Source organism: Amycolatopsis sp. NPDC051373 (assembly GCF_040689465.1).
Taxonomy (GTDB): Bacteria; Actinomycetota; Actinomycetes; order Mycobacteriales; family Pseudonocardiaceae; genus Amycolatopsis.
Genome location: NZ_JBFBAE010000017.1, coordinates 99,762 through 120,548 on the forward strand (window position 1 = coordinate 99,762; position 20,787 = coordinate 120,548).

The following is a 20,787-nucleotide window of genomic DNA, read 5'->3' on the forward strand; positions in this document are numbered from 1 at the left end:
GGGTGTCGGCAGGCTCCACCGGCTTCCGGTGACCTGGGTCACGTCCACGACGTGGCAGCAAGAGGACGATCGGGACCCCTCCCGGCGACCTCGGCCTAACTTCTGCGCCATGGGTGCGAACGAGAGCCGCGGGCGGGCCGCGGCCGGGCGGTTGCGGGCGATCGCGACGCCGCAGCTGTACCGGCGCAACCCGTTCCGGATCACGGGGCTCAACGCGACGGCGTCGCGGCGGACCGTGCGCGAGCAGCGGCTGCGGGTGCTCGGCGTGCTCGACGTCGGCGGCGCGCGGCCGACCGGGGTGCCGGCCGACTCGACGCCGGAGGAGATCCGCGCGGCGTTCGACGCGCTCGGCAACACCGAGCACCGGTTCGTCGACGAGCTGTTCTGGACCTGGGGCACTCCCGAGGACTGCGGGTGCCCGCCGCAGTTGCACGACAAGCACGACCTCGCCGTCGCGGCGCACTCGGCCGCGCTCGAGGCCGAAACCGAGCACACCGAGGACCACCCGGCGCCGCTGTGGGACGAGGCCGCGCGCAGCTGGGCCGTCACGCTCAGCAGCGAGGCCTTCTGGGGGCACCTCGCCCACCGCGTGGAGAGTCTCGGCGACCGGCGGCTCGACGAGTCCACAGTGGATGGTATTCGCGGCGCTCTGCCGGGCGCGCTCGTCGCCCCGCTCGTGGCGCTCACGGCCGAGTCGAGCGAACCCCACCGGCTCGTGCGGTACCTGCCGCTCTTCGGCGGCGACAAGCACACCGTGGCCGACGCTCGCAGCGAAGCCGCCGAACCCACCTACCAGCGCGTGGAGAGCCTGCTGAAGGAGCTGCGCACGCTGCTGGACCAGGGCAAGGCGCGCACGGCGGCCGAGCGCGCGCTCGCGGAACTCCCCGCGCCGCTCGACCGGCTCGAAGACCTGGTGCCGCGCAAGGACTTCCGGCGCACGGCGAGCGTCACCGAACTGGCGGCGGTCTCGCTGAACAACATCGGCGTCGCGCTCGCCGATTCCGCCGGCGCGCACCACGCGCTGACGAAGGACGTCTTCGCCCTCGCGACGCGATACAGCACGGACCCGGACACGCTCGCCACCGTCAAGCGCAACCGGCAGGGCGCTCTCGGCGCCGGCCGGGTCAGCGCCCCCGTCGACGTCGGGCACCTGTGGAACACCGTGACCGGCTACATCAAGCGCGGCCGCTACAGCGACGCGACCCTCGTGCTGAACACGATCATCGAGGTCGCGCCACGCTCCGAGGACCGTGAGCAGGCTCGCCGGATGATGGTCCAAATGCGACAGCTGCAGGACGGCGGACCTCCACGACGCTACGTCTCCGCGGCACGGGTGTTCCTGGCGCTGCTCCACGTGGCCTTCGGCGTCACCCTGCTCGCGACGCTGCTGACCTCGCCGTTGCTGCCGGTGTTCCTGATCGGCGTGCCCGGCCTGGTCGGGGCTCTCGGGCTGGCCACGGACGCGTCGGCCGGCCGCGGGCGGCTGCCGGGCCTGCTCGTGACCGATGCGGTGGCGGGGCTGGTGCTGTGGCTGGTGGATTCGACCGGCACGCCGATCCCCGCGTGGATCACGGTGGTGACCGCGGTGCTGCTGCTCGTGGTGGGGACCGTACGCGTGCGCACGGAGAGGACAAGGGTGTGACGAACACCGAAGACCGGCGCCAGCGCCGGCACCACCGGGAGTTCCGCATCGAGGAACCCTTGTGGGGAGCGGAAGAGCGGGCTCGGCTGCGAGAGCTCGCTGACCAGGTCTCGGCCCTGCTCACGGCCACGAAGGGTTCTGCCGCTGAACCGGCGGGGCCCCGGCTGTCCGAATCGGACCTGGCCGTCGCGGCGACGGCGTTGTGGCGGGCGCGCAAGAAGCTCACCGGAGTGCACGACCGTGTGGCGAAGCAGGCGGGCCGGTACCTGTCGGCGAGCCAGGAGGCCCTCGACGCGGCGGGCGTGCTGATCCAGGACCACGACGGGGACCCGTTCGACTCGGGGCTCGCGCTGGAACCGCTGGTGTTCCAGGACGAACCGGGCCTCACGTCGGAGCGCGTGGTGGAGACGGTGCGGCCTTCGGTCTACCTGGCGGGGCGGCGGATCCAGATGGGGCAGGTCATCGTGGGGTGCCCGGTCGCCCCCGGCACTACGGCGGAGGAAGCTGATGCGGGACACCCGTGACACCATTGATTTCGGCATCGACCTCGGCACGACGAACAGCGCGCTCGCCGTGCTGGACGGCGGCCAGGTCTCGGTGGTCAAGAACAACGTGCAGGGCGACTACACGCCCTCGGCCGTGTGGATGCCCAAGCCTGGCCTGATCCAGGTCGGCGCGGCGGCGAAGAGCCGCCGGGAACGCGACTCGGACAACGTCCAGATCGAGTTCAAGCAGGCCATGGGCTTCGCCGACGCCCGGCGCACCTTCGCGCGCGCCGGCGTGTCGATGACGCCGGTCGAGCTGTCGGCCGAGGTGCTCAAGTCGCTGCGCGGCGACGCCGCCCGCCGGTTCGGCGAACCGCCCGCGGCCGCGGTCATCACCGTGCCCGCCGCCTTCGCGCTCAACCAGACCGAGGCGACGAGCGAAGCGGCGAAGCTCGCCGGCTTCACGGTCCCGTGCCCGCTGGTGCAGGAGCCGACGGCGGCCGCGTTCGCCTACGGCTTCCAGAACGAGAGCCGCGGCGCCTACTGGATGGTGTTCGACTTCGGGGGCGGGACGTTCGACTCGGCGGTGGTCAGCACAGTCGACGGCGAGCTGTCGGTGCTCCACCACGCGGGCGACCTCGGCCTCGGCGGCAAGAACATCGACGCGGCCATCGTGAGCAGCCTGCTCGCGCCGGCCGCCGCGAAAGCGTTCAAGCTGGCCGACTTCACCATCGAGAACCCGTGCTGGATCCGCAACTTCGCGTTCCTGCGCGCGGCCGCGGAGTCGGCCAAGATCGCGCTGTCCTCGACCGACCAGGCGCAGATCATGGCGGAGCTGGACCTCGGCGACGGCGCGCTCGAGCTGTTCGAGTACACCCTGCGGCGCGAGGACGTCGACCGGCTCGCGTCGCCGTTCTACCTGCGCGCGGTGCACCTGTGCCGCGAAGCGCTGGCGAAGGCGAACCTGCGGCCCTCGGACATCGACCGGCTGCTGCTCGTCGGCGGCCCGACCCTGGCCCCCGGGCTGCGCGAGCTGCTCGCGGATCCGGCCGACGGTCTCGGCATCGAGCTCGACCACAGCCAGGACCCGAGCACGGTCGTCGCGCGTGGCGCCGCGATCTACGCCGGCACGGTGGCGTTGCCGCGTGCGAAGGTCGTGCCGAAGCGTGGTGAGTTCTCCGCGACCCTGTCCTACCCGAAGACCACGAGCCTGCTGTCCGTCCCGGTCTCGGGCCGGTTCGAGACGTCGGGTGGCGCCGACTGGAGCCGCTTCCGCGTGGTCCTGAGCGATTCGCAGCGGCAGCCGCAGTACCGCAGCGCGGAGATCACGCTGTCTCCCGAAGGCACGTTCACCCTCGACGTGCTGCTCAAGGAGCTGGTCTCCAACCGGTTCGAGGTCGAGCTGATCGACCCGGTGGGGGCGCGGGTGCCGGTGAACCCGCCGGGGTTCACGATCACCCACTGGGCGAACGAGATGCAGGGCCAGACCGTGGTCAACAGCGTCGGCCTGACCGAGGCCGACGGCACGTTCACCCCGATGCTGATGAAGAACCGGCCGCTGCCGGCGGAAACCACGCAGGTCTTCTTCTCGACCGCGAGCGTGCACCGCGCGGAGGCCGGTTCGGTGATCCGCATCCCCATCGCCGAAGGAGAGTTCCGGCGCGGCGAGCGCAACAAGCAGGTCGGGCTGATCGAGATCAAGGCTCAGGACGTGCGCCGCGACCTGCCGCGCGGCAGCGAGATCCAGGTGACCTTCGAGATGGACGAGTCGCGCCTGGTCTCGGTCACCGCTTTCGTGCCGTTGCTCGACGCGGAGTTCGAGGCCGCCGTCGAGCTCAACAAGACCGCGGTCCCCGAGGCGCCGGCGCTGCGCCGTCAGCTCAACGAGCTGGAGGCCCGCCACGAACAGCTGCGGTCCGAGGCCGAGACGGCGCGCTCGGATCGCGCTCGCGGCCTGCTGACGCGGCTCGACGAGCGGGGCACGGTCGCGGCGGTGCGCGAGGAAGTCACCTCGAGCGCGACCGACGAGGGCGCGGCGGTCGCGGCCGAGCAGCGGATGCGGGAGGTGCAGGCCGAGCTGGACGACATCGAGGAGGAACTGCGCATCCCCGACGTGATGGCCCGGCTGCGCGACCAGATCGCGCACTGCCGGGAGCTCGTCGAGCGCGTCGGCTCCGAGGAGGACCGCACCGAGCTGGCCGACATCGAACGCCGCTACGAGACCGTGCGCGACAGCCGCGACGCCGCGGCCGCCGAACGCCTCTCCGACCGCGCCACGGACCTGCAGGTGGTGCTGCTGCGGCGCGACGGCTCGCTCGACGAGGAGATCTTCAACGCCCTGCGCGCGGCGCGCAACCGGATGACCGACCCCGCCCGCGCCCGTGAGCTCATCCGCGAAGGCGAGTACGCCGTCAATACGAGCAACTGGGCGGCGCTGACGGACGTCAACCGCCGGTTGCGGGCCCTGCTGCCACCCGATCCGGGTGGCGCCGGTTTCGACGGCATCCTGCGACAGGAGCGTTCGTGATGAGCGTGTTCAGCGGGCTTTCCGAGGAGCTGACGATCGCGGAGGCGGCCGACCTGGCCCGCCTCGGCGAGTACGCGGCCGCCGCCGAGATGTTGCAGCGCGCCGCCACCGACGACGTGGCGCGCTTGGATCTGCTGGCCCGCGTCCACGCCCAGGCCGGTGATCTGGAGCAGGCCGACGCCGCGTGGGCCCGCGTGCTGGAGCTGGCGCCGGAGTCCGAGCCGGCGCTGGCGGGACGGCGGCTGATCGCGAAGATCCGTTCGGGGCGGCTGCGCAAGCGTCCGGTCGGCCGTCGGCTCGCGGTCGCCGGCGCGGCGGTGGTCGTCGTGGCCGGAATGGCGGTGATCGTGGCGACGCTGCCGTGGTCTTCCCCGGAACCCGCGCCGACGGCCGCACCGCCCGCGACGACCAGCCCCGCCGTGCAGGCCGAGCTGGACCGGTTGCACGCGTCGCAGTCGAAAGCGGCCGAGGCGGAGCAGAGCCGTCAGCAGAAGCTCACCGCGCTGGCGTCGCACCTCGGTGGCGACGGCGTGCAGGTCACGACCGGCTCGGCCGTCACCATCACCTTCGACCGCGGGCTCTTCGGCCCCAACGCGATCAGCCCCAGCGCCGACGGCCGTCGCGAACTGGAGCGGTGGGGCGCCGTCCTCAAGGGACAGGACGTGCGGGTCACCGTGATCGGCCACGGCGTCGCCGTGTCCGGTGGCCCGGCCACGGGCGGCTCGTCGACCGCACTGGCCCGCGCGGCTTCGGCGGCCCGTGTGCTGGCGACGGCGAGCGGCCTGCCGCTCACGACGTTCGCGATCACCAGTGCCGACCAGGCCACGCCCGTGCACGAGGGCACGGACGCGGCCGCGAACCGGACGGTGACGCTGGAGGTGACCCCGGCGTAGTCAGACGCCGATCGCGTCGAGCTCGGCCACGACGTCGGCCGGCAGCTCGAGCGCGGCGGCCGCGACGTTCTCCCGCAGATGCGCCATCGACGACGTGCCCGGGATCACGGCGATCGCGGGCGAGCGCTGCAGCAGCCACGCCAACGCGACCTGCATCGGCTTCGCGCCGAGCCGCGCGGCACAAGCGTCGAGCGCCGCGGACTGCAGCGGGCTGAACCCGCCCAACGGGAAGTACGGGACGAACGCGATGCCGAGCGCGGCGCACTTGTCCACGAGGTCGTCGTTCTCGCGGTGCGCGAGGTTGTAGGCGTTCTGCACGCACACCACCGGCGCGATCTCGCGCGCGACGTCGAGCTGCGCGCCCGTCACGTGGCTCACGCCGAGGTGACGGATCAGGCCCTGGTCCCGCAGCTCGGCCAGCACTGAAAACGGTTCCACGATCGACACGTCGACGGGGTAGCCGCCCGTTTCGTCGCCCAGGCGCAGGTTCACGACGTCGAGCGCTTCGACGGCCAGGTTGCGCAGGTTGTCGTGGACGGCGGAGATCAGCTCGTCGCGCTTGAGCGCGGGCGGCCAGCCGCGGTCGGCGCTGCGGCGCGCGCCCACCTTTGTCACCAGCACCAGCTCGTCCGGGTAAGGCGCGAGATTGGTCCGGATCAGCTCGTTGACGGTGTGCGGGCCGTAGTAGTCCGACGTGTCGATGTGCGTGATGCCCAGCGCCAGCGCCTCGCGCAGCACCGCCGACGCCTCGGCGAGGTCCTGCGGCGGCCCCCAGACCCCCGGGCCGGCCAGGCGCATCGCGCCGAAGCCCATCCGGTTCACGGTCAGCTCGCCGAGCTGCAGGGTGCCGGCCGCCGTGGCGTCCGTCGTCATGTGGTGCTCCTCCCGGGACGGTGATCCGGCCGCCAGCGTAGTCCGGAGTGGACTGCGATCAGGTGCATGCGTGCTTCGACTTCAGCACCCGCTTCACCGACGCCGCCACGCGATCGGCGGGCAGCTCGCCGCTCGACACCGCCTTCACCAGCCGGTCGAGCACCGCGCCGACGTCGCCGTTGCCCGAGGAGAACAACGCCTCGTCCGCACCGGCCTGAAGCGCCTTCAGTACGGCGTCGGGCAGCGGGTACTGGTCGGTGATCGCCTTCATGCCGCCGAGGTCGTCGGTGATGATCGGGCCGGTGAAGTGGTAGTCGCCGCGCAGCAGCTGGTAGGCGGCGGGGGAGATGGACGCGGGCACGCCGCCGGTGAGACCCGGCACGTCGAGGTGGCCCACCATCACTTCCACGGCGCCGTAGTCGGCGATGTTCTCGTACGGCTTGAGGTCCACCTTGCGCAGCTGGTCGAGCGGCGGCGTGGTGACCGTACCCTTGTGCGAGTCGCCGGATCCGTGGCCGTGGCCGGGGAAGTGCTTGAGCACCGGCGTCACGCCGCTCTGGCGCAGGCCCTCGGCGAACGCCATCGCGTACTGGCGCACCTTGGCGGGATCCGAGCTGTACGAACGGTCTCCGATCACCGCGTCGTCCGGTTCGTCGCTCACGTCGGCGTCGGGCGCGTAGTCGACGGTGATCCCGCGCGCGTGCAGCTGCTTGCCCCGCTGCACGCCCAGCGCGCGGACTTCGGCGGGCGTCTTCGTGGCGGCCAGCTCGCGCGCGCTCGGCATCGAGCCGTCGAGGTCGTCGATGCGCTGCACGCGCCCGCCCTCTTCGTCGACGGAAACGGACACGGGGATCTTCGCGACCTTCTGCACGGCGTCGAGCGCGTGGTTCTGCAACAGCGTGGTTTTATTTCCTCCCACGAAGAACCCGCCGATCTGCTGCTGCTGGACAAGTTTTGTCACCGCCGCCGGATCGGCGGCGTCGACACCCGGGACGACCAGCTGCGCCACCCGCGTGCGTACGTCGAGTGAAGCGATCAGTGAGTCGCATGAAGACGGTGAAGCCGGCCGTGAAGACGGTGGCTGCGCCGGCTCCGAAGACACCGTCGGCGCGGCGCTCGTGCTCGGCTGAGCACCCGGTTCCGTCAGCGCGGTACCGGAAACCGTGTGGGCGGAAGCACATCCGGCGAGGGCGCCGGCGACCAGCACGGCGCCGCCGATCGCCGCAGGTAGCCGCTTCCGTGCGGGCATCTTCATGAATTCCTTACATGTTTGTTCCCGGTGTCGACGCGACGCTAGCGGAACCCCTGGTGGGAGCCCAACTTCACGTCGTGAAGAATGACTTCATCGCGGCTAGAGAATTCGTGAAGCCGCTGTCTCCAGACTGGCAGACACGGGATGAGTGTTTCTTCAGGGAGGTAGCAGCGATGGATCAGGTCAGGGTGGCGGCGTGGGCTTCGGATCCCATCGCGCTCGCGGGGCTCATCGACCACTTGCAGGCGCGACCCGAGGTGCAGGTGCTGCCCGGCCCGCGGCGCGGGGAAGCGGCGGTGCTCGTGTTCGCCGCCGGCCGCGTGACGCCGGAGCTGAAGGCCGCCCTGCGCGCGGCCGCCTCGGAGACGCCGGCCGCGATCGTCCTCGTCGCCGGGTACGTCGACGCCGACGAGCTGCCGGAGCTGGCCGCGTGCCACGTCGTGGCCGTGCTGCCGCGCGAGGCCATCGCGGGCGAGGCGCTCGTGCGCAGCATCACCGCCGCCGCGTCGGGCCGGGAGACCTCGCTGCGCGATCTGCTGGGCCAGGCCGAGAGCCTGCAGCACACCGCGGGCGGTGCCGCGCTGTCGCCTCGCGAGGTCGACGTGTTGCGGCTGATGGCCGAGGGCTGGGACACCGCGGAGATCGCCGGGAAGCTCTGTTACTCGGAACGGACCGTGAAGAACGTCATCTACGGGATGACCAATAGGCTGAAGCTGCGCAACCGACCGCATGCCGTCGCCTACGCCCTGCGCGCAGGTGTTATCTGAGGGAAGCTCACCCCGTGCGAAAGCTGACCCGGCGCCCGGCCGTCGCCGTCCTGACGACCGCGCTCCTCCTGCTGGTAACCGCTTGCAGCGGCGGCTCCGCCGCCGAAGGCGGGAAGATCAAGCTGACTGTGGCCACCTTCGGTGAGTTCGGTTACGGCCCGCTCTTCGCCCAGTACGAGAAGGATCATCCGAACATCGAGATCCAGAGCCGGGTCACCGACTTCGACACGCACTTCAAGACCCTCGCCACGCAGCTCGCGGCCGGCCACGGCGCGGCCGACATCGTCGCCATCGAGGAGCAGCAGATCCCCAAGTACCTCGGGGTGAAGGACAAGTTCGTGAACCTCGCGGACTACGGCGCCGACCAGCTGCAGAACCAGTGGGCGGCGTGGAAGTGGGCCCAGGGGACCAAGGACGGCGACGTGCTCGGCCTCGGCACCGACATGGGCAGCCTCGCCATGTGCTACCGCCGCGATCTCTTCCAGCAGGCCGGCCTGCCGACCGACCGCAAGGCCGTCGCCGCGCTCATGCCGACCTGGGACGCGTACGCCCAGCTGTCACAGCGCTTCACCGACAAGCTGCCGAAGGTGAAGTTCGCCGACTCGGCTGGAACCGTTTACACGGCGATGCTGAACCAGTCGCCGGAGAACTACTTCTCCTCGCGCGACGATTCCTACATCGCGGACAAGAACCCCGCCGTGCGCAACGCCTTCATGCTCGCCGGCACCCTCGCGCAGAAGGGCCAGACGGCCGGCGCGACCACCTACACGCAGGCCTGGAACGTCGCGATCAAGCAGGGCAGTTTCGCCACCATCGCGTGCCCGGCCTGGATGCTCACGCAGATCAAGGAAGCCGGCGGCGACGGCAACACCGGCAAGTGGGACGTCACGACCGTCCCGGGCGCCAGCGGCAACCAGGGCGGCTCGTTCCTCTCGATCCCGAAGCAGAGCGAGCACCCCAAGGAGGCCTACGACCTCGCGAAGTGGCTCACGGCGCCCGAGCAGGAGAAGAAGATCTTCCTCTCCGACGGCATCCTGCCGAGCGAGCCGGGCGTCTACAAGGACCCGCAGGTCGTGGCCCACACCGACCCGTACTTCTCCGGCGCGCCGATCGGCCAGATCTACGCCGCGTCCGCCGATACCCTTCGTCCCAACTACCGCGGCCTGTACGACGCCGACGTCCGGCCGGAGTTCGGCCGGGCGCTCGGGCGGATCGAGGACGGGTCCGAAAAGGTCGACGCGGCCTGGGCGGACGCCGTGAAGCTCGGCCGCGAGGCGATCAAGTAAGGCCCCGCATGCGCGGCCCCCTGTCGGCGCGTTGGGACCGCAAGGTCACGCCGTTCCTCTTCATCGCCCCGTTCTTCGCGGTGTTCGTGGTGTTCGGGGCGTTCCCGCTCGTCTACACGGCCTGGGTGTCCCTGCACGACTGGGACCTGCTCGCCGGTGACCAGGGCGGGTTCGGGCTCGCGAACTACGCCGAGCTGTTCACCGACGGCCGCTTCTACAACGCGCTGTTCAACACCACGAGCATCTTCCTGCTCGCCGCGATCCCCGAGTTCTTCCTGGCGCTCGGGATCGCGGCGCTGCTGAACCGGCCGCTGCGCGCGGCGACGTGGTGGCGCACCGGCGTGCTGCTGCCCAACGTGGTGTCGGTCGTGGCCGTGGGGCTTGTGTTCGCGCAGCTCTACAGCCGCGATTACGGCGTGGTCAACGAGGTGCTCGGCTGGTTCGGGATCGACCCGATCTCGTTCCAGGCGCGCAAGTGGTCCTCGCACCTGGCCATCGCGACGATGGTGATGTGGCGCTGGACCGGCTACAACTCGCTGATCTACCTGGCGGCGATGCAGGCCGTGCCGCAGGACCTGTACGAGGCGGCGGCGCTCGACGGCGCTTCGCGCTGGCGGTCGTTCTGGTCGGTGACGGTGCCGGGCATCCGGCCGACCATCGCGTTCACGGCCGTGGCGGGCACCGTAAACGGGCTGCAGTTGTTCGCCGAGCCGCAGCTGTTCGACGCGACGGGCTCCAGCGGCACGGGCGGTAACGACCGGCAGTTCCAGACGCTCACGATGTACCTGTACGAAAAGGGTTTCGGCAAGTTCGACGCGGGCTACGCGTCGGCGCTGTCGTGGGTGATGTTCGTGTTCTGCGTGCTGTTCGCGTTCTTCAACTACCGGCTGGTGCGCCGGTTCGTGAGCGCGCCGTGATGCCGCGGCGGCGCGCGGGCGCGTGGGTGTACGTGGTGCTCGTCGGTGTGGTCGGTGCTTCGCTGTTCCCGCTGTACTGGTCGTTCGTGATCTCCACCCGCGACAACTCGGCGATCGGGGAGACCTCACCGCTGCTGCTGCCGGGCGGGCACCTGTTCGAGAACATCCGGCGCGTGTTCGACACCGTCGACTTCTGGCTGGCGATCGGCAACTCGCTGATCGTGGCCGTGACGGTGATGGTGTCCAATGTGGTCCTCGCGAGCCTGGCCGGGTTCGCGTTCGCGCGACTGAGGTTCCCTGGCCGCAACAGTCTTTTCCTGTTCGTGGTCGGCTCGGCGATGGTGCCGGCGCAGCTCGGCGTGATCCCGCTGTACCTCGTGGTCGGCGACTTCGGCTGGTACGGGAAGCTGGAGGCGGTGATCGTACCGGCGCTGGTGAGCGCGTTCAGTGTGTTCTGGATGCGCCAGGCGTGCGAGGGCGCGGTGGCCAGCGAGCTCGTGGACGCGGCCACTGTGGACGGTGCGTCGGTGGTGCGCACGTTCTGGCACGTGGCCCTGCCCGCGATCCGGCCGCAGGCCGCGGTGCTGGCGATGCTCACGTTCATGGCCACGTGGAACGACTACTTCTGGCCGCTGGTGGTTCTCGACCCCAACGAGACGCCGACCGTGCAGGTGGTGCTCTCGCAGCTGGCCAGCGGCTACTACACCGACTACGCGCTGATGCTCACGGGCGCGACGCTCGGCGTGCTGCCGGTGATCGCGCTGTTCCTGGTTCTGGGGCGTTACATCGTGCGGGGAATCCTGAAAGGTGCTGTCCATGGCTGAGCTCGAGTTCCCGTCCGGCTTCTGGTGGGGCGCGGCGACCGCGTCGTACCAGATCGAAGGCGGGGTGACCGAGGGCGGTCGCGGACCGTCCATCTGGGACACCTACAGTGCGACACCGGGCAAGGTTCTCAACGGCGACACCGGTGCGGTCGCGTGCGACCACTACCACCGGTATGGCACGGACGCCGCGTTGTTGTCCGAGCTGGGCCTGCCCGTTTATCGGTTCTCGGTGGCGTGGCCACGCGTGATGCCCGACGGCCGCACCCGCAACGCCGAGGGCCTCGCGTTCTACGACCGACTCGTCGACGAGCTGCTGAGCCGCGACATCCTGCCGGTGCTCACGCTGTACCACTGGGACCTCCCGCAGGCCATCGAGGACGCGGGCGGCTGGCCTTCGCGGGACACGGCCTACCGGTTCGCCGACTACGCCGCCGTGGTCCACGACGCCCTCGGCGACCGCGTGCCCCAGTGGACGACCATCAACGAGCCGTTCTGCGCCGCGTTCCTCGGCTACGGCAGCGGCGTCCACGCGCCGGGCATCCAGGACTACGACACGGCGTTGGTCGCCGCGCACCACCTGCTGCTGGGCCACGGCCTGGCGATGCGGGCGTTGACGGAACAGGCCCGTCCCGGGCAGGACTTCTCGGTCGCGTTGAACTTCGCGCCCGCGCTGGCCGACGGTGATACCGATGCCCACCGCGAAGCCGTGCGCAAGTTCGACGGCATCCACAACCGCTTTTTCCTCGACCCCGTCCTCGGCCGCGGCTACCCGGCCGACGTGATGGCCGACGTCGAACACCACGGCGGCCGGTTCGCGGCGTCCATTCAGGACGGTGACACCGACCTCATCGCCGCCGCGATCGACTGGCTCGGCGTGAATTACTACGCCCCCGCCCGCGTCGCACCGCTGGACGACCCGCTCGCCACGAGCAACTGCCCGCTGCCCGGCCTACGAGGCATGGACGTCCTGCCCGCCCGCGGCCCGCTGACGTCGTTCGGCTGGGAGCAGACGCCGTCGTCGCTCACCGATCTGCTGGTGTGGCTGAACTCCCACACCGGCGGCCTGCCCCTGGTCGTCGCCGAGAACGGCGCCTCCTTCGAGGACACCGTCGTCGACGGCCGCGTCCACGACCCCGCCCGCGTCGCCTACCTCGACACCCACATCCGCGCCGTCCACGACGCCATGGCCCAGGGCGCCGACGTCCGCGGCTTCCTGGCGTGGTCCCTTCTGGACAACTTCGAGTGGGGCATGGGCTACACCCAGCGCTTCGGCGTGATCCACGTGGACTTCGACACGCAGGTCCGCACGATCAAGGACTCGGGCCGCTTCCTGGGCGAGGTTGCGAAGCTCAACCGATTGCCGTCCTGAGGAACGACGCCAGCGCCCTTCGCTGAACTGCAATGCTGGTTCGGGGATCGATCGTGCCGATCCTGAGCCACCGCGTCCGAGGATCGGCGGGCACCTGCGGGAGGATGGCCTGGACGTCGGTGAAGCTGTAGTGCACGGCGTCGGGCAGGGTGGCGTCCGGCTTGGGGCCGGTGGTGTTGTCCCACAACAGCTTCCACGCCGGCGCCGTGTGGTGGTTGCGTGGGGTTCCGTCCACCGCCCCCACGGCGCTGCGCCGGCCCGGGCGTGCGCGGCGATCCTCTTCCACTCCACAGTGCCGGCCTCGATACCCAACGCCGGCGCCGCGCCCTGGTCGAAGTAGCCGGCCGCCACGGCCGGCAGGTAGCGCGCCCTGGGCTCGGCCCAGGGGCGGCGGGATACCAGACACTGATCATCAGCTCGCGCCCGCCGCGCGCGGGGGCGACCAACCGCACGTCGCGCTCGCCGATCGCGCGGGGCCCGCCGGGTTCCGGCAACCGGACCACCATCTCCGCCCGGGCGGGAGCAACCGTCGCGGCCATCGCGAGCAGGCTTACCAGGAGCACCAAGGTTTTTCTCATGCCGCCTACCCTGGTGGCCGGGTCACCTGCGGCGCTTCACCCGACAGTCCACCCGGATCCCCGACTTTCGTCGACCCTCAGCCGATCCGCCGCGCCACAGCATTCGCGACACCGGACCGCGACGGCGACTCCAGCTTCCCCAGCAATCGCGCCACATGCGCCTGCACCGTTCGTCGCGGCAAAGCCAGCTCCGTCGCGATGTCCGGGTTCGACCGGCCCTCCGCCACGAGCGTCGCGATCCGGACCTCCAGCGGCGACAGCGAATCCCACCCACGCCCCGGCCGGGCGGCGGCCACGAGCCGCCCACCGCGGCGGACGCCGAGTTCGCGCAGGCGCTTCTCCGCCCGCTGCAAGTCCCAGCGGGCCGACAGCGACGCGTACAGCTCCGCGGCCTCGTCCAGCGCCGCGTGGGCCGCGGGCAGGTCCTCGGACCGGGCGAGCAGCACCGCCGCGTCCTCCAGCGCCCCGGCCAGCTCCGGGCGGCGGCCGACCGAGCGGAAGTGCTCCACGGTCCGCAGCACCGGTGCCGGGTCGCCGTCGATCAGGCCGCGGCACCAGTCCATCGCCGCGTGGGCCCGGGCCGGCTCGCGTTCCTTGGCGGCCTCTTCCTCGCACACCGCCAACCCGCGCAACGCGAGCGCCTGGTCGCCGGCCTCCAATGCCAAGCCGACGAACATCGGCAGCCACTGGTGTCGCAACATCATCTGGGCGTACGTCGGGTTGAGGATCGGCTCGAGGACGGCCAGCGCTTCCTTGATTTCCCCGCGCTGCCACGCGACCACCGAGTTGGCCACCAGCAGGAAGTCGAAACTCTCCCGCTCGGCACCGGTCGCCGGCGCGTACTCCTCGGCCGCGTCCAGATGCGCCGCGGCCTGCCCGCGCTCGCCGCGCCGGGCGGCGATCAGCGACGCCACTCCGTGCAGCAGCAACGCCGCCGCGCCGGGCTCACGCAGGCCGTAGAAGGTGATCGCCGGTCCGTCTTCCGTCACGGTGTCGAGCTCGACCAGCGCCTCGTCCCAGCGCCCTTCCCAGTACCGGTGGACCGCCACCGACACCTGCAAGCCGATCGGCATCGAATGCCGCTGCGCGATCTCGCCCGCCGCCTGCAGCGTGCGGTCCGCCTCGCCGAGCCGGTCGAGGTTCTGCAGCGTGAACACGCGGTTGTCCAGGAGATCCAGGTGCAGGTCGGCCAGCTCGTGTTCGTCGCCGACAGCGTCGACGGCCTCGTCGATGTGCGCCAGCGCGCTTTCGTGGTGGCGGCGCACGGAATCCACCAGCCACAACGTCTGCAAAGCGTGCGCCGACAGGTACGGGTCGCCGTCGGCCTCCGCGAGGGCCTGGTGCGCGCTGGCCTCCGCGACGTCGAGGTCGTCGAGCCCACCGCGGCGGAAGTTCGCCAGCAGGTGCCGGCGCCGCACGTGCCAGATCTCGGGCAGCGCCGGATCGTCCTCGGCCTCTTCGAGCGTCTGCACGGCGAACGCGACCGCCCCGCGCCGGAACCGCAGTGTGGCCAGCAGGTGCCGCATCTCGGCGACGTTCTCCGGATCCTGCGACAGCTCAAGCGCTTGCACGGCAAGGGTTTCCGGGTTGCGCTCCAGCCGGAAGAGCACCTTCGCCAACGCGGTGATCAGCGCCTCGCGCCGCGGGTCGGAGGCCGAGCACGCGGTGAGCGCCCGCTCCAGCAGCTCCACGGCGATCAGCGGCGCCCGGTTGGTCACGGCCGTCTGGTTCTCCGTGAGCCAGTCCAGCACCCATGGGTCCACAGTGGACGGAGCCGCCACGAGCTGCTCCGCCACCCGCTTCACGGGCGCGCCGATCCGCGCCAGCGCCTCCGCGGCCTGCCGGTGCAGGGCGGCGCGAGTGCCCGAAAGCAGCCGGTTGTAGAGCGCCTGGCGCAGCAATGGGTGCCGGAACGCGAGCTGCGTGCCCGTGTCGATGAGGACGTTGGCCGCCACCGCTTCTTCCAACGGCCCCAGCAGGTCCGACGGCCGGATGCCGAGCACCGCCGCGATGTCGCCCACCGCGAACTCCATGCCCAGCAGCGCACCCCAGCGCAGCACGTCCTGCGTCTCGGCCGGCAGGAAGTCGAGCCGCCGGTCGACGGCCGCCACGAGCGAGCGCGGCGTCTCGAACTCGGCGGGGTCGTCGACGTCGGCGTAGCCGCTGTCCACCTCCACCGCACCCGCACGCACGAGGACGTCGACCATTTCCTTGACGTACAACGGGTTTCCCGCGGCACGAGCGGCCAGCTCACGCAGGCCGGGGCCGGGATCCGCGCCGAGCAGCCCTTCGATCAGCCGCACGACGTCGTCCGACACCAGCGGTTCGAGGTCCAGCACCACGCCGTCGCGCGACTCGACGCCGCGCCGCAGCTGGGCGAGCTCCGCGCGATCGGGCGCCGGCCGGGTCGCGGCCACGAGCAGCAACGGCAGCTGCCGCGTCGCCGCGCACAGGCGGTGCCACACGAGCACGCTCGACTCGTCGGCCCACTGCAGGTCGTCGATCACGAGCACCAGCGGGACGTCGGCGCACAGCTCGTCCACCAGGGACAACAGCCGGTCGACCGCTCCGAGTACCGGGTCGCTCGAACCCCACGCGCGTTGCGCCGGCCCCTCGCCCACCAGCTCTTTCGCCACACGCGCGCGTCGCGGATCCGGTGAGGCGGCGTCGATCGCGAGGCACTCCAGCATCACCTGCAGCGGGAACCGGGTGCTCAGCTCGTCCGCCGCGACCCAGGCGAGCTGCAGCCCGCCGCCGGTGGCGTGGCTGAACACGCGGGTGAGCAGCTCCGACTTCCCGATGCCCGGCTCGCCCTCGATCCACACGGCCCGGCCCCGCCCGTCGCGGACCTCGGCCAGCAGCTCGCTCAGCTGCGCCGACTCGGCTTCGCGGCCGTACAACGGGCTGTCGTCCCCGTCGTCCAGCGCCCGGCTGACGCGCGGTGGCAGCACGGAAATCGGCTCCGGGCCGGCCGCGGGCTCCGGTGCCTTCGCCTTGGGCAGGTCCAGCGCGGGGTCCTGCTCCAGCACGCGCTGGTGCAGCTCCCGCAGCCGCGGCCCGGGCTCCACGCCGAGCTCCGCGCGCAGGGTGGCGCGGGCGTCGCGGAACACGTCGAGCGCGTCGGAGTGCCGGCCGCTGCGGTAGAGCGCGAGCATCAGCGGCTCGCGCACCGCCTCCCGTAGCGGGTGCTCACCGACCAGCACCGTCAGCTCTGCGATCAGATCTTGGTGGCCGCCGAGCTCCAGGACGGCAGCGGCGCGGCGCTCCAGCGTGTCGAGCCGCAGCTCGGCCAGGTGCTCGCGGTGGCGCTCGGCGAACTCGCCGGGCACGCCGGACAGCGCTTCGCCGTGCCAGAGGGCGAGCGCGGCGTCGTACTCCGCGGCGGCCTTGTCGTGATCACCGGCGGCGGCGTGCTGCTGCGCCTGCTCGCGGTGACGTTCGAACACCGCCGCGTCGAGGCCTTCGGGCTCCAGCGCGAGTGAATAGCCTCCGGCATCGGACACGAGCACGCCCGAGGCCGCCCACTTCGTGCGCTCGGGATCGAGCGCACGCCGCAGCCCCGAGACGTAGGTGTGCACGCTGCCCTCGACACTGGCGGGCGGCGAGTCGCCCCACACCCCCGCGATGAGCTCCGCGCGCGGCACGGAGCGGCCGGCGTTGACCGCGAGCATCGCGAAGATGGCACGCTGGCGCGCTGGCCCGAGCTTGATCTCGGCCGGACCCCGCCAGGCCCGCAACGGGCCGAGCACGTCCACCCGCAACCCGCTGTGCGCATCCCCTGGCATGCCGTTCCATTCGACGTACCGGTCTGACTCGACGAGCTTACCGGGAGCCGGTGATCACCCGGCATCGTACGAGTGGCCAGTTCCATCCGGGCCTAACGGCCAGTCCCGCTCAGCGGAGCGCTGTGGTGGCAAAAGCGGGATCATTCCCCCGCCGCGCGGCTGCGCACGGGATTCGCGCGGCGGATGCCGTGCGGGTGCATCCGGGTTTCGGCCCGGCGCACGTCCCACGCCGCGCCGAGCGTGGTGTAGCTGGTGAGCGCCGCGCGGAACGCCGAGCGGGCTTCGTCGAGGCGGCCGTGTTCCGCCAGCAGGATCGCGGCGTCCTCGGTGGCGCGCGCGTGTTTCAGCACCCGGCCGGCGGCCTCGTAGTGCGCGGCCGCGCCGAGGATCGCGTCGGGATCACCCGCGACCAGGCCGCGGCAGTGGGCCGCGGCGGCGGTGTGCGCGGGTGGGACGTCGGAGCCGTCGGTGTCACCCATCAGCCGCAGCGCCTGGTACGCGTAGTGCGTCTCGCCCAGCTGCATCGCCAGGCGCACCAGGTCCGGCAGCCACTGCTGGCGCGCCGAAGGCGGATAACCCTGGTCCAGCAACGGGGTCAGCGCGGCGAGCGCCGCCTCCGGGTTGCCCTCCAGTTCGGACAGCTGCGCCTCGGCGGCCAGCAGGTAGTCGCCGCCGTTGGGCTCCAGGCCCTGCGGCCAGTGCTGGTGCGCAGCGGCGTCGAGGTGCGCGCTCGCTTCTTCCGGCTCGTCGCGGTGGCTCGCGATCAACGCGCCGACGCCGTGCACGAGCAGTGCGGAACCGGGGCTGCGCAACACGTACGACGCCGTCTCGGCGCCGCCCTTGATCACCGTGTCGAGCTCGGCCAGCGCCTCGGGCCAGCGGCCGCGCCAGTAGTAGTGCACGGCGCCCGCGAGGTGCATCTCGCCGGGCACGGCGCGGGTTGCGGCCAGCCGGCGCGCGGTGCTCAGCGGTTCGGCGGCGTCGTCGAGGCCGTCGAGCACACCGAGTTCCGACAAGTCCGGTTCGGACGTTTCGTCCACGGCCAGCCGTTCCAGCGTCGCGCGCAACGTCTCGTGCCGGCCGCGCCACATCTCGGGGACACCTCTGTCGGCGAGCGTGCGCCGGACCTCTTCGGACGCTTCGGCGAACTCGCCGCGGCGGTAGTAGATGTAGGCGAGGATCCAGCGCATCTCCGCGGCCTGCCTGCTGTCCTCGGTCCGCGCGACGACCGAGCGCGCCTCGGCTTCCGGTTCGCGGCCGAGCCAGAACAGCAGCCGCGCGAGCGTGGCCGTGAGCGGTTCGCGGGCGTCGGCGGGCAACGAGGCCTGGGTGACCACGTGCTTGAGCAGATCGACGGCCATGCGCGGCGCCTCGGTGGCGACGGTGCCGATGTGCTCGGTGAGCCAGCCCGTGACCCACGGGTCGACCTGCACGGGCGCGGCGGCCAGCTGCTCGGCCACGCGCTCGGGCGACGCACCCGCGCCCTGGAACGCCTCGGCGAGCTGGCGGTGCAACGCGACGCGCATTGCGGCCGGCGTCTTTTCGTAGAGCACGCGGCGCAGCAGCGGGTGGCGGAAGGCGAGCAGCTCGTCGGACTCGGTGAGCACGCCTGCCGCGAGCGCCTCCTCCACGGCGCCGACGAGCGCGGTCGCCTGCCGCTCGGTGGCGATCGCGATGTCCGACAGCGAGAACTCCTTGCCCAGCAAGGCCGCCCAGCGCAGGACGTCGCGCGTGCCGCTGGAGAGGAAGCTCAGGTACAGCGTGATGCGCGAACCCAGCGGCGCCGGGATCGTGCGGCAGCTGTTGCCATCGACGATCGCCTGCGCGCCGTCGAGCATGATCATCGCGTTGGAGAGCAGCGTCTCCACGATTTCCTTGGCGTAGCGCGGGTTTCCCGACGCGAACGAGATCAGCGTGCGCAGCACCTGGCCCGGCGGGGCGCCGGCGAGATCATCCGCGAGGTCGCGGATCGCGCTTTCGGGCAGCGGCCCGAGCGTGAGCAGCTCCGTGCCGTCGGCCGCCAGCTCCGCGCGCAGGCCGTCCAGCTCGGCGGGACGGGGGACCGGGCGGCACGCGCCGATGAGCAGCAGCGGCAGCCGCCGCGTCTCGCGGCTCAGGTAGCGCCACACGCGCACCGTCGTGTCGTCGGCCCACTGCAGGTCGTCGACCACGAGCGCGAGCGGTTCGTCCGCGCACAGCTCGCGCACGAGCCCCAGGATGCCCTCCAGCGGGTCGGCGCCGGGGTTCTCGGCGAGCGCGACGGCGAGCTCCGCGCGTCGCAGATCCGACGCGCGCGGGTGCACACCCAGTGCGTCGAGCAGCGGCCGCAGGGCGAAGCGCTGGTCGAGCGCGTCGGCGGAGGCGAACAGCGGTTTGACGCCCGCGTCCTGGGCCATGAACAGGGTTTCGGCGAGCAGCGCCGTCTTGCCGATGCCGGGTTCGCCCTCGACCCACACCGAACGGCCGAGCCCGCCGGCGAGACCGGCGACGGTTTCGCGCAGCAGCAAAGTCTCGCTCGCGCGGTCGAAGAAGACTTCCGCGCGCGGCGGCAGTACCGGCAACGGGAAGCGCGGCACGCGGGCGGGCGTCGGCGCCGGCCGGGGCGCCGGCGCCGGGGTCTCCACCGCGGAACCGCCGCCCAGCAGGCGCTCGTACAGCTCGCGCAGCGCCGGCCCCGGCTCGGTGCCGAAGCCCTCGATCAGCTTGTCCTGCAAGTCCGTGTAGACGGCCAGCGCTTCGGCGCGACGGTCACCGAGCGCGAGCGCTCGCATGAGCAGCCCGTGCAGTGGTTCGCGGAACGGGTGTTCGCGCGCCGACTCGAGCAGTTCGTCGACCAGCTCCCGGTGTCCGCCGTTGTCAAGCACGACCTCCGCGCGACGCTCGACCGTCGCGAGGCGCAGCTCCTCCAGCCGGGTGCGCTGCGACGCCGCGAACGGGCCGGGCAGGTTCTGCAGCGGCTCGCCGTGCCACAGCGCGAGCGCTTCGTCGAGCTTCGCCAGCGCCGGGCCGCGTTCGCCGGCCGACAGGTGGCGCTGAGCCTGGTCACGCAGGGCCTCGAAGTGGTGCACGTCGATGGTTGCGGGCTCCACGCACAGCGAGTAACCCGACCCGATGGACGCGAGCAGTTGCGGCCCGGTGCCTTTCGCGCGGCCGGGTTCGAGCGCGCGGCGCAGGCCGGAGATGTAGGTGTAGATGCTGCCCTGCGCGCTGGCCGGGGGCGAGTCGCCCCACACGGCGTCGATCAGCTCTTCGCGGGAAACGGTGCGGTTGGGCGACATCGCCAGCACCGCGAGAACTGTGCGGCGGTGGGCGGAGCCGAGATCGAGCTCGGCGCTGTCGAGTTCTGTGCCGCCGCGCCGGGCGCGGACCGGGCCGAGCAGCCGGATCTTCGGCGCGGTGATACCGCCTGCCGCGCCGTCCGCTGCCGACATCGGTCTCCCTTCACGCGTTGACGGATCGTCACACGCCGGATGCCAGTGGTGATCTTACGCCCGAACGGGTGGTGGAGCGGGCCGGGGCCGGGTCTCGCCGGCCGCCCTGACCGTCAGTCTCGGGGCGCGGTGTAACGGCCACTCGGCGTAACGGCGAA

14 protein-coding genes are annotated in these 20,787 nt (G+C 71.6%); 9 read left to right on the top strand and 5 right to left on the bottom strand.

The features are described 5' to 3' along the window. Positions 1-109: 109 nt before the first annotated feature. From AB0383_RS29625 to AB0383_RS29640, 4 genes are read left to right on the top strand one after another with little or no spacing between them, the layout of a single operon-like run. Positions 110-1,642: a hypothetical protein gene (locus AB0383_RS29625; protein WP_366189106.1), complete on the top strand. Its 1,533-nt coding sequence runs from the start codon at positions 110-112 to the stop codon at positions 1,640-1,642. Continuing rightward, the gene (locus AB0383_RS29630; RefSeq protein ID WP_364172324.1) at positions 1,639-2,166 is read left to right on the top strand and encodes a hypothetical protein; all 528 of its coding nucleotides are present in this window, start codon (positions 1,639-1,641) and stop codon (positions 2,164-2,166) included. Before AB0383_RS29625 ends, AB0383_RS29630 begins: the two co-directional genes overlap by 4 nt. Further along, complete coding sequence (locus tag AB0383_RS29635; protein ID WP_366189107.1) at positions 2,150-4,654, top strand: Hsp70 family protein; 2,505 nt, start codon at positions 2,150-2,152, stop codon at positions 4,652-4,654. Before AB0383_RS29630 ends, AB0383_RS29635 begins: the two co-directional genes overlap by 17 nt. Then, positions 4,654-5,547: a hypothetical protein gene (locus AB0383_RS29640; RefSeq protein ID WP_366189108.1), complete on the top strand. Its 894-nt coding sequence runs from the start codon at positions 4,654-4,656 to the stop codon at positions 5,545-5,547. Before AB0383_RS29635 ends, AB0383_RS29640 begins: the two co-directional genes overlap by 1 nt. On the opposite strand, the gene AB0383_RS29645 is transcribed toward AB0383_RS29640, so the two are convergent. Together AB0383_RS29645 and AB0383_RS29650 are read right to left on the bottom strand one after the other, a co-directional pair. Then, a complete protein-coding gene (locus tag AB0383_RS29645; protein ID WP_364172318.1) occupies positions 5,548-6,420 on the bottom strand; it encodes an oxidoreductase in 873 nt (290 codons plus the stop codon). A 58-nt stretch (positions 6,421-6,478) separates the two neighbouring features. After that, positions 6,479-7,669, bottom strand: a complete 1,191-nt coding sequence (locus tag AB0383_RS29650; protein ID WP_364172317.1) for a glycoside hydrolase family 3 N-terminal domain-containing protein — start codon at positions 7,667-7,669, stop codon at positions 6,479-6,481. Between the two features lie 176 nt (positions 7,670-7,845). On the opposite strand from AB0383_RS29650, the gene AB0383_RS29655 reads away from it, so the two are divergent. The 5 genes from AB0383_RS29655 to AB0383_RS29675 are packed head-to-tail and all read left to right on the top strand — an operon-like array spanning position 7,846 to position 12,835. Continuing rightward, positions 7,846-8,439 carry a LuxR C-terminal-related transcriptional regulator gene (locus AB0383_RS29655; protein ID WP_364172315.1) on the top strand — a complete coding sequence of 198 codons (594 nt, stop codon included), beginning with the start codon at positions 7,846-7,848 and terminating at the stop codon, positions 8,437-8,439. Between the two features lie 14 nt (positions 8,440-8,453). Then, on the top strand, positions 8,454-9,725 hold the full coding sequence (locus AB0383_RS29660) for an extracellular solute-binding protein (RefSeq protein ID WP_366189109.1): 1,272 nt from the start codon (positions 8,454-8,456) through the stop codon (positions 9,723-9,725). Positions 9,726-9,733: 8 nt separating this feature from the next. Next, a complete protein-coding gene (locus AB0383_RS29665) occupies positions 9,734-10,642 on the top strand; it encodes a sugar ABC transporter permease (protein ID WP_366189110.1) in 909 nt (302 codons plus the stop codon). Beyond that, positions 10,639-11,466 (top strand): carbohydrate ABC transporter permease, encoded by an 828-nt coding sequence (locus tag AB0383_RS29670; protein WP_220244152.1) that lies wholly within the window; start codon positions 10,639-10,641, stop codon positions 11,464-11,466. Before AB0383_RS29665 ends, AB0383_RS29670 begins: the two co-directional genes overlap by 4 nt. Further along, positions 11,459-12,835 (top strand): GH1 family beta-glucosidase, encoded by a 1,377-nt coding sequence (locus tag AB0383_RS29675; protein WP_366189111.1) that lies wholly within the window; start codon positions 11,459-11,461, stop codon positions 12,833-12,835. The genes AB0383_RS29670 and AB0383_RS29675 overlap by 8 nt, the downstream gene beginning before the upstream one ends. Here AB0383_RS29675 and AB0383_RS29680 read toward each other — a convergent pair. The 3 genes from AB0383_RS29680 to AB0383_RS29690 form a co-directional block, all read right to left on the bottom strand. Beyond that, positions 12,816-13,070 (bottom strand): hypothetical protein, encoded by a 255-nt coding sequence (locus AB0383_RS29680; protein ID WP_364172308.1) that lies wholly within the window; start codon positions 13,068-13,070, stop codon positions 12,816-12,818. The two genes, AB0383_RS29675 and AB0383_RS29680, sit on opposite strands and share 20 nt — an antisense overlap. A gap of 420 nt (positions 13,071-13,490) precedes the next feature. Beyond that, positions 13,491-17,198, bottom strand: coding sequence for a BTAD domain-containing putative transcriptional regulator (locus AB0383_RS29685; RefSeq protein ID WP_366189112.1), 3,708 nt, complete (start codon positions 17,196-17,198; stop codon positions 13,491-13,493). 140 nt (positions 17,199-17,338) lie between these two features. Further along, on the bottom strand, positions 17,339-20,629 hold the full coding sequence (locus AB0383_RS29690; protein ID WP_366189113.1) for a BTAD domain-containing putative transcriptional regulator: 3,291 nt from the start codon (positions 20,627-20,629) through the stop codon (positions 17,339-17,341). Positions 20,630-20,787 lie beyond the last annotated feature (158 nt).

Bases quoted from the DNA above. Each gene is read 5' to 3' on its own strand.
- AB0383_RS29625 (WP_366189106.1), top strand. From the start codon at position 110: ATGGGTGCGAACGAGAGCCGCGGGCGGGCCGCGGCCGGGCGGTTGCGG.
- AB0383_RS29635 (WP_366189107.1), top strand. From the start codon at position 2,150: ATGCGGGACACCCGTGACACCATTGATTTCGGCATCGACCTCGGCACG.
- AB0383_RS29640 (WP_366189108.1), top strand. From the start codon at position 4,654: ATGAGCGTGTTCAGCGGGCTTTCCGAGGAGCTGACGATCGCGGAGGCG.
- AB0383_RS29645 (WP_364172318.1), bottom strand. From the start codon at position 6,420: ATGACGACGGACGCCACGGCGGCCGGCACCCTGCAGCTCGGCGAGCTG.
- AB0383_RS29650 (WP_364172317.1), bottom strand. From the start codon at position 7,669: ATGCCCGCACGGAAGCGGCTACCTGCGGCGATCGGCGGCGCCGTGCTG.
- AB0383_RS29655 (WP_364172315.1), top strand. From the start codon at position 7,846: ATGGATCAGGTCAGGGTGGCGGCGTGGGCTTCGGATCCCATCGCGCTC.
- AB0383_RS29665 (WP_366189110.1), top strand. From the start codon at position 9,734: ATGCGCGGCCCCCTGTCGGCGCGTTGGGACCGCAAGGTCACGCCGTTC.
- AB0383_RS29675 (WP_366189111.1), top strand. From the start codon at position 11,459: ATGGCTGAGCTCGAGTTCCCGTCCGGCTTCTGGTGGGGCGCGGCGACC.
- AB0383_RS29685 (WP_366189112.1), bottom strand. From the start codon at position 17,198: ATGCCAGGGGATGCGCACAGCGGGTTGCGGGTGGACGTGCTCGGCCCG.
- AB0383_RS29690 (WP_366189113.1), bottom strand. From the start codon at position 20,629: ATGTCGGCAGCGGACGGCGCGGCAGGCGGTATCACCGCGCCGAAGATC.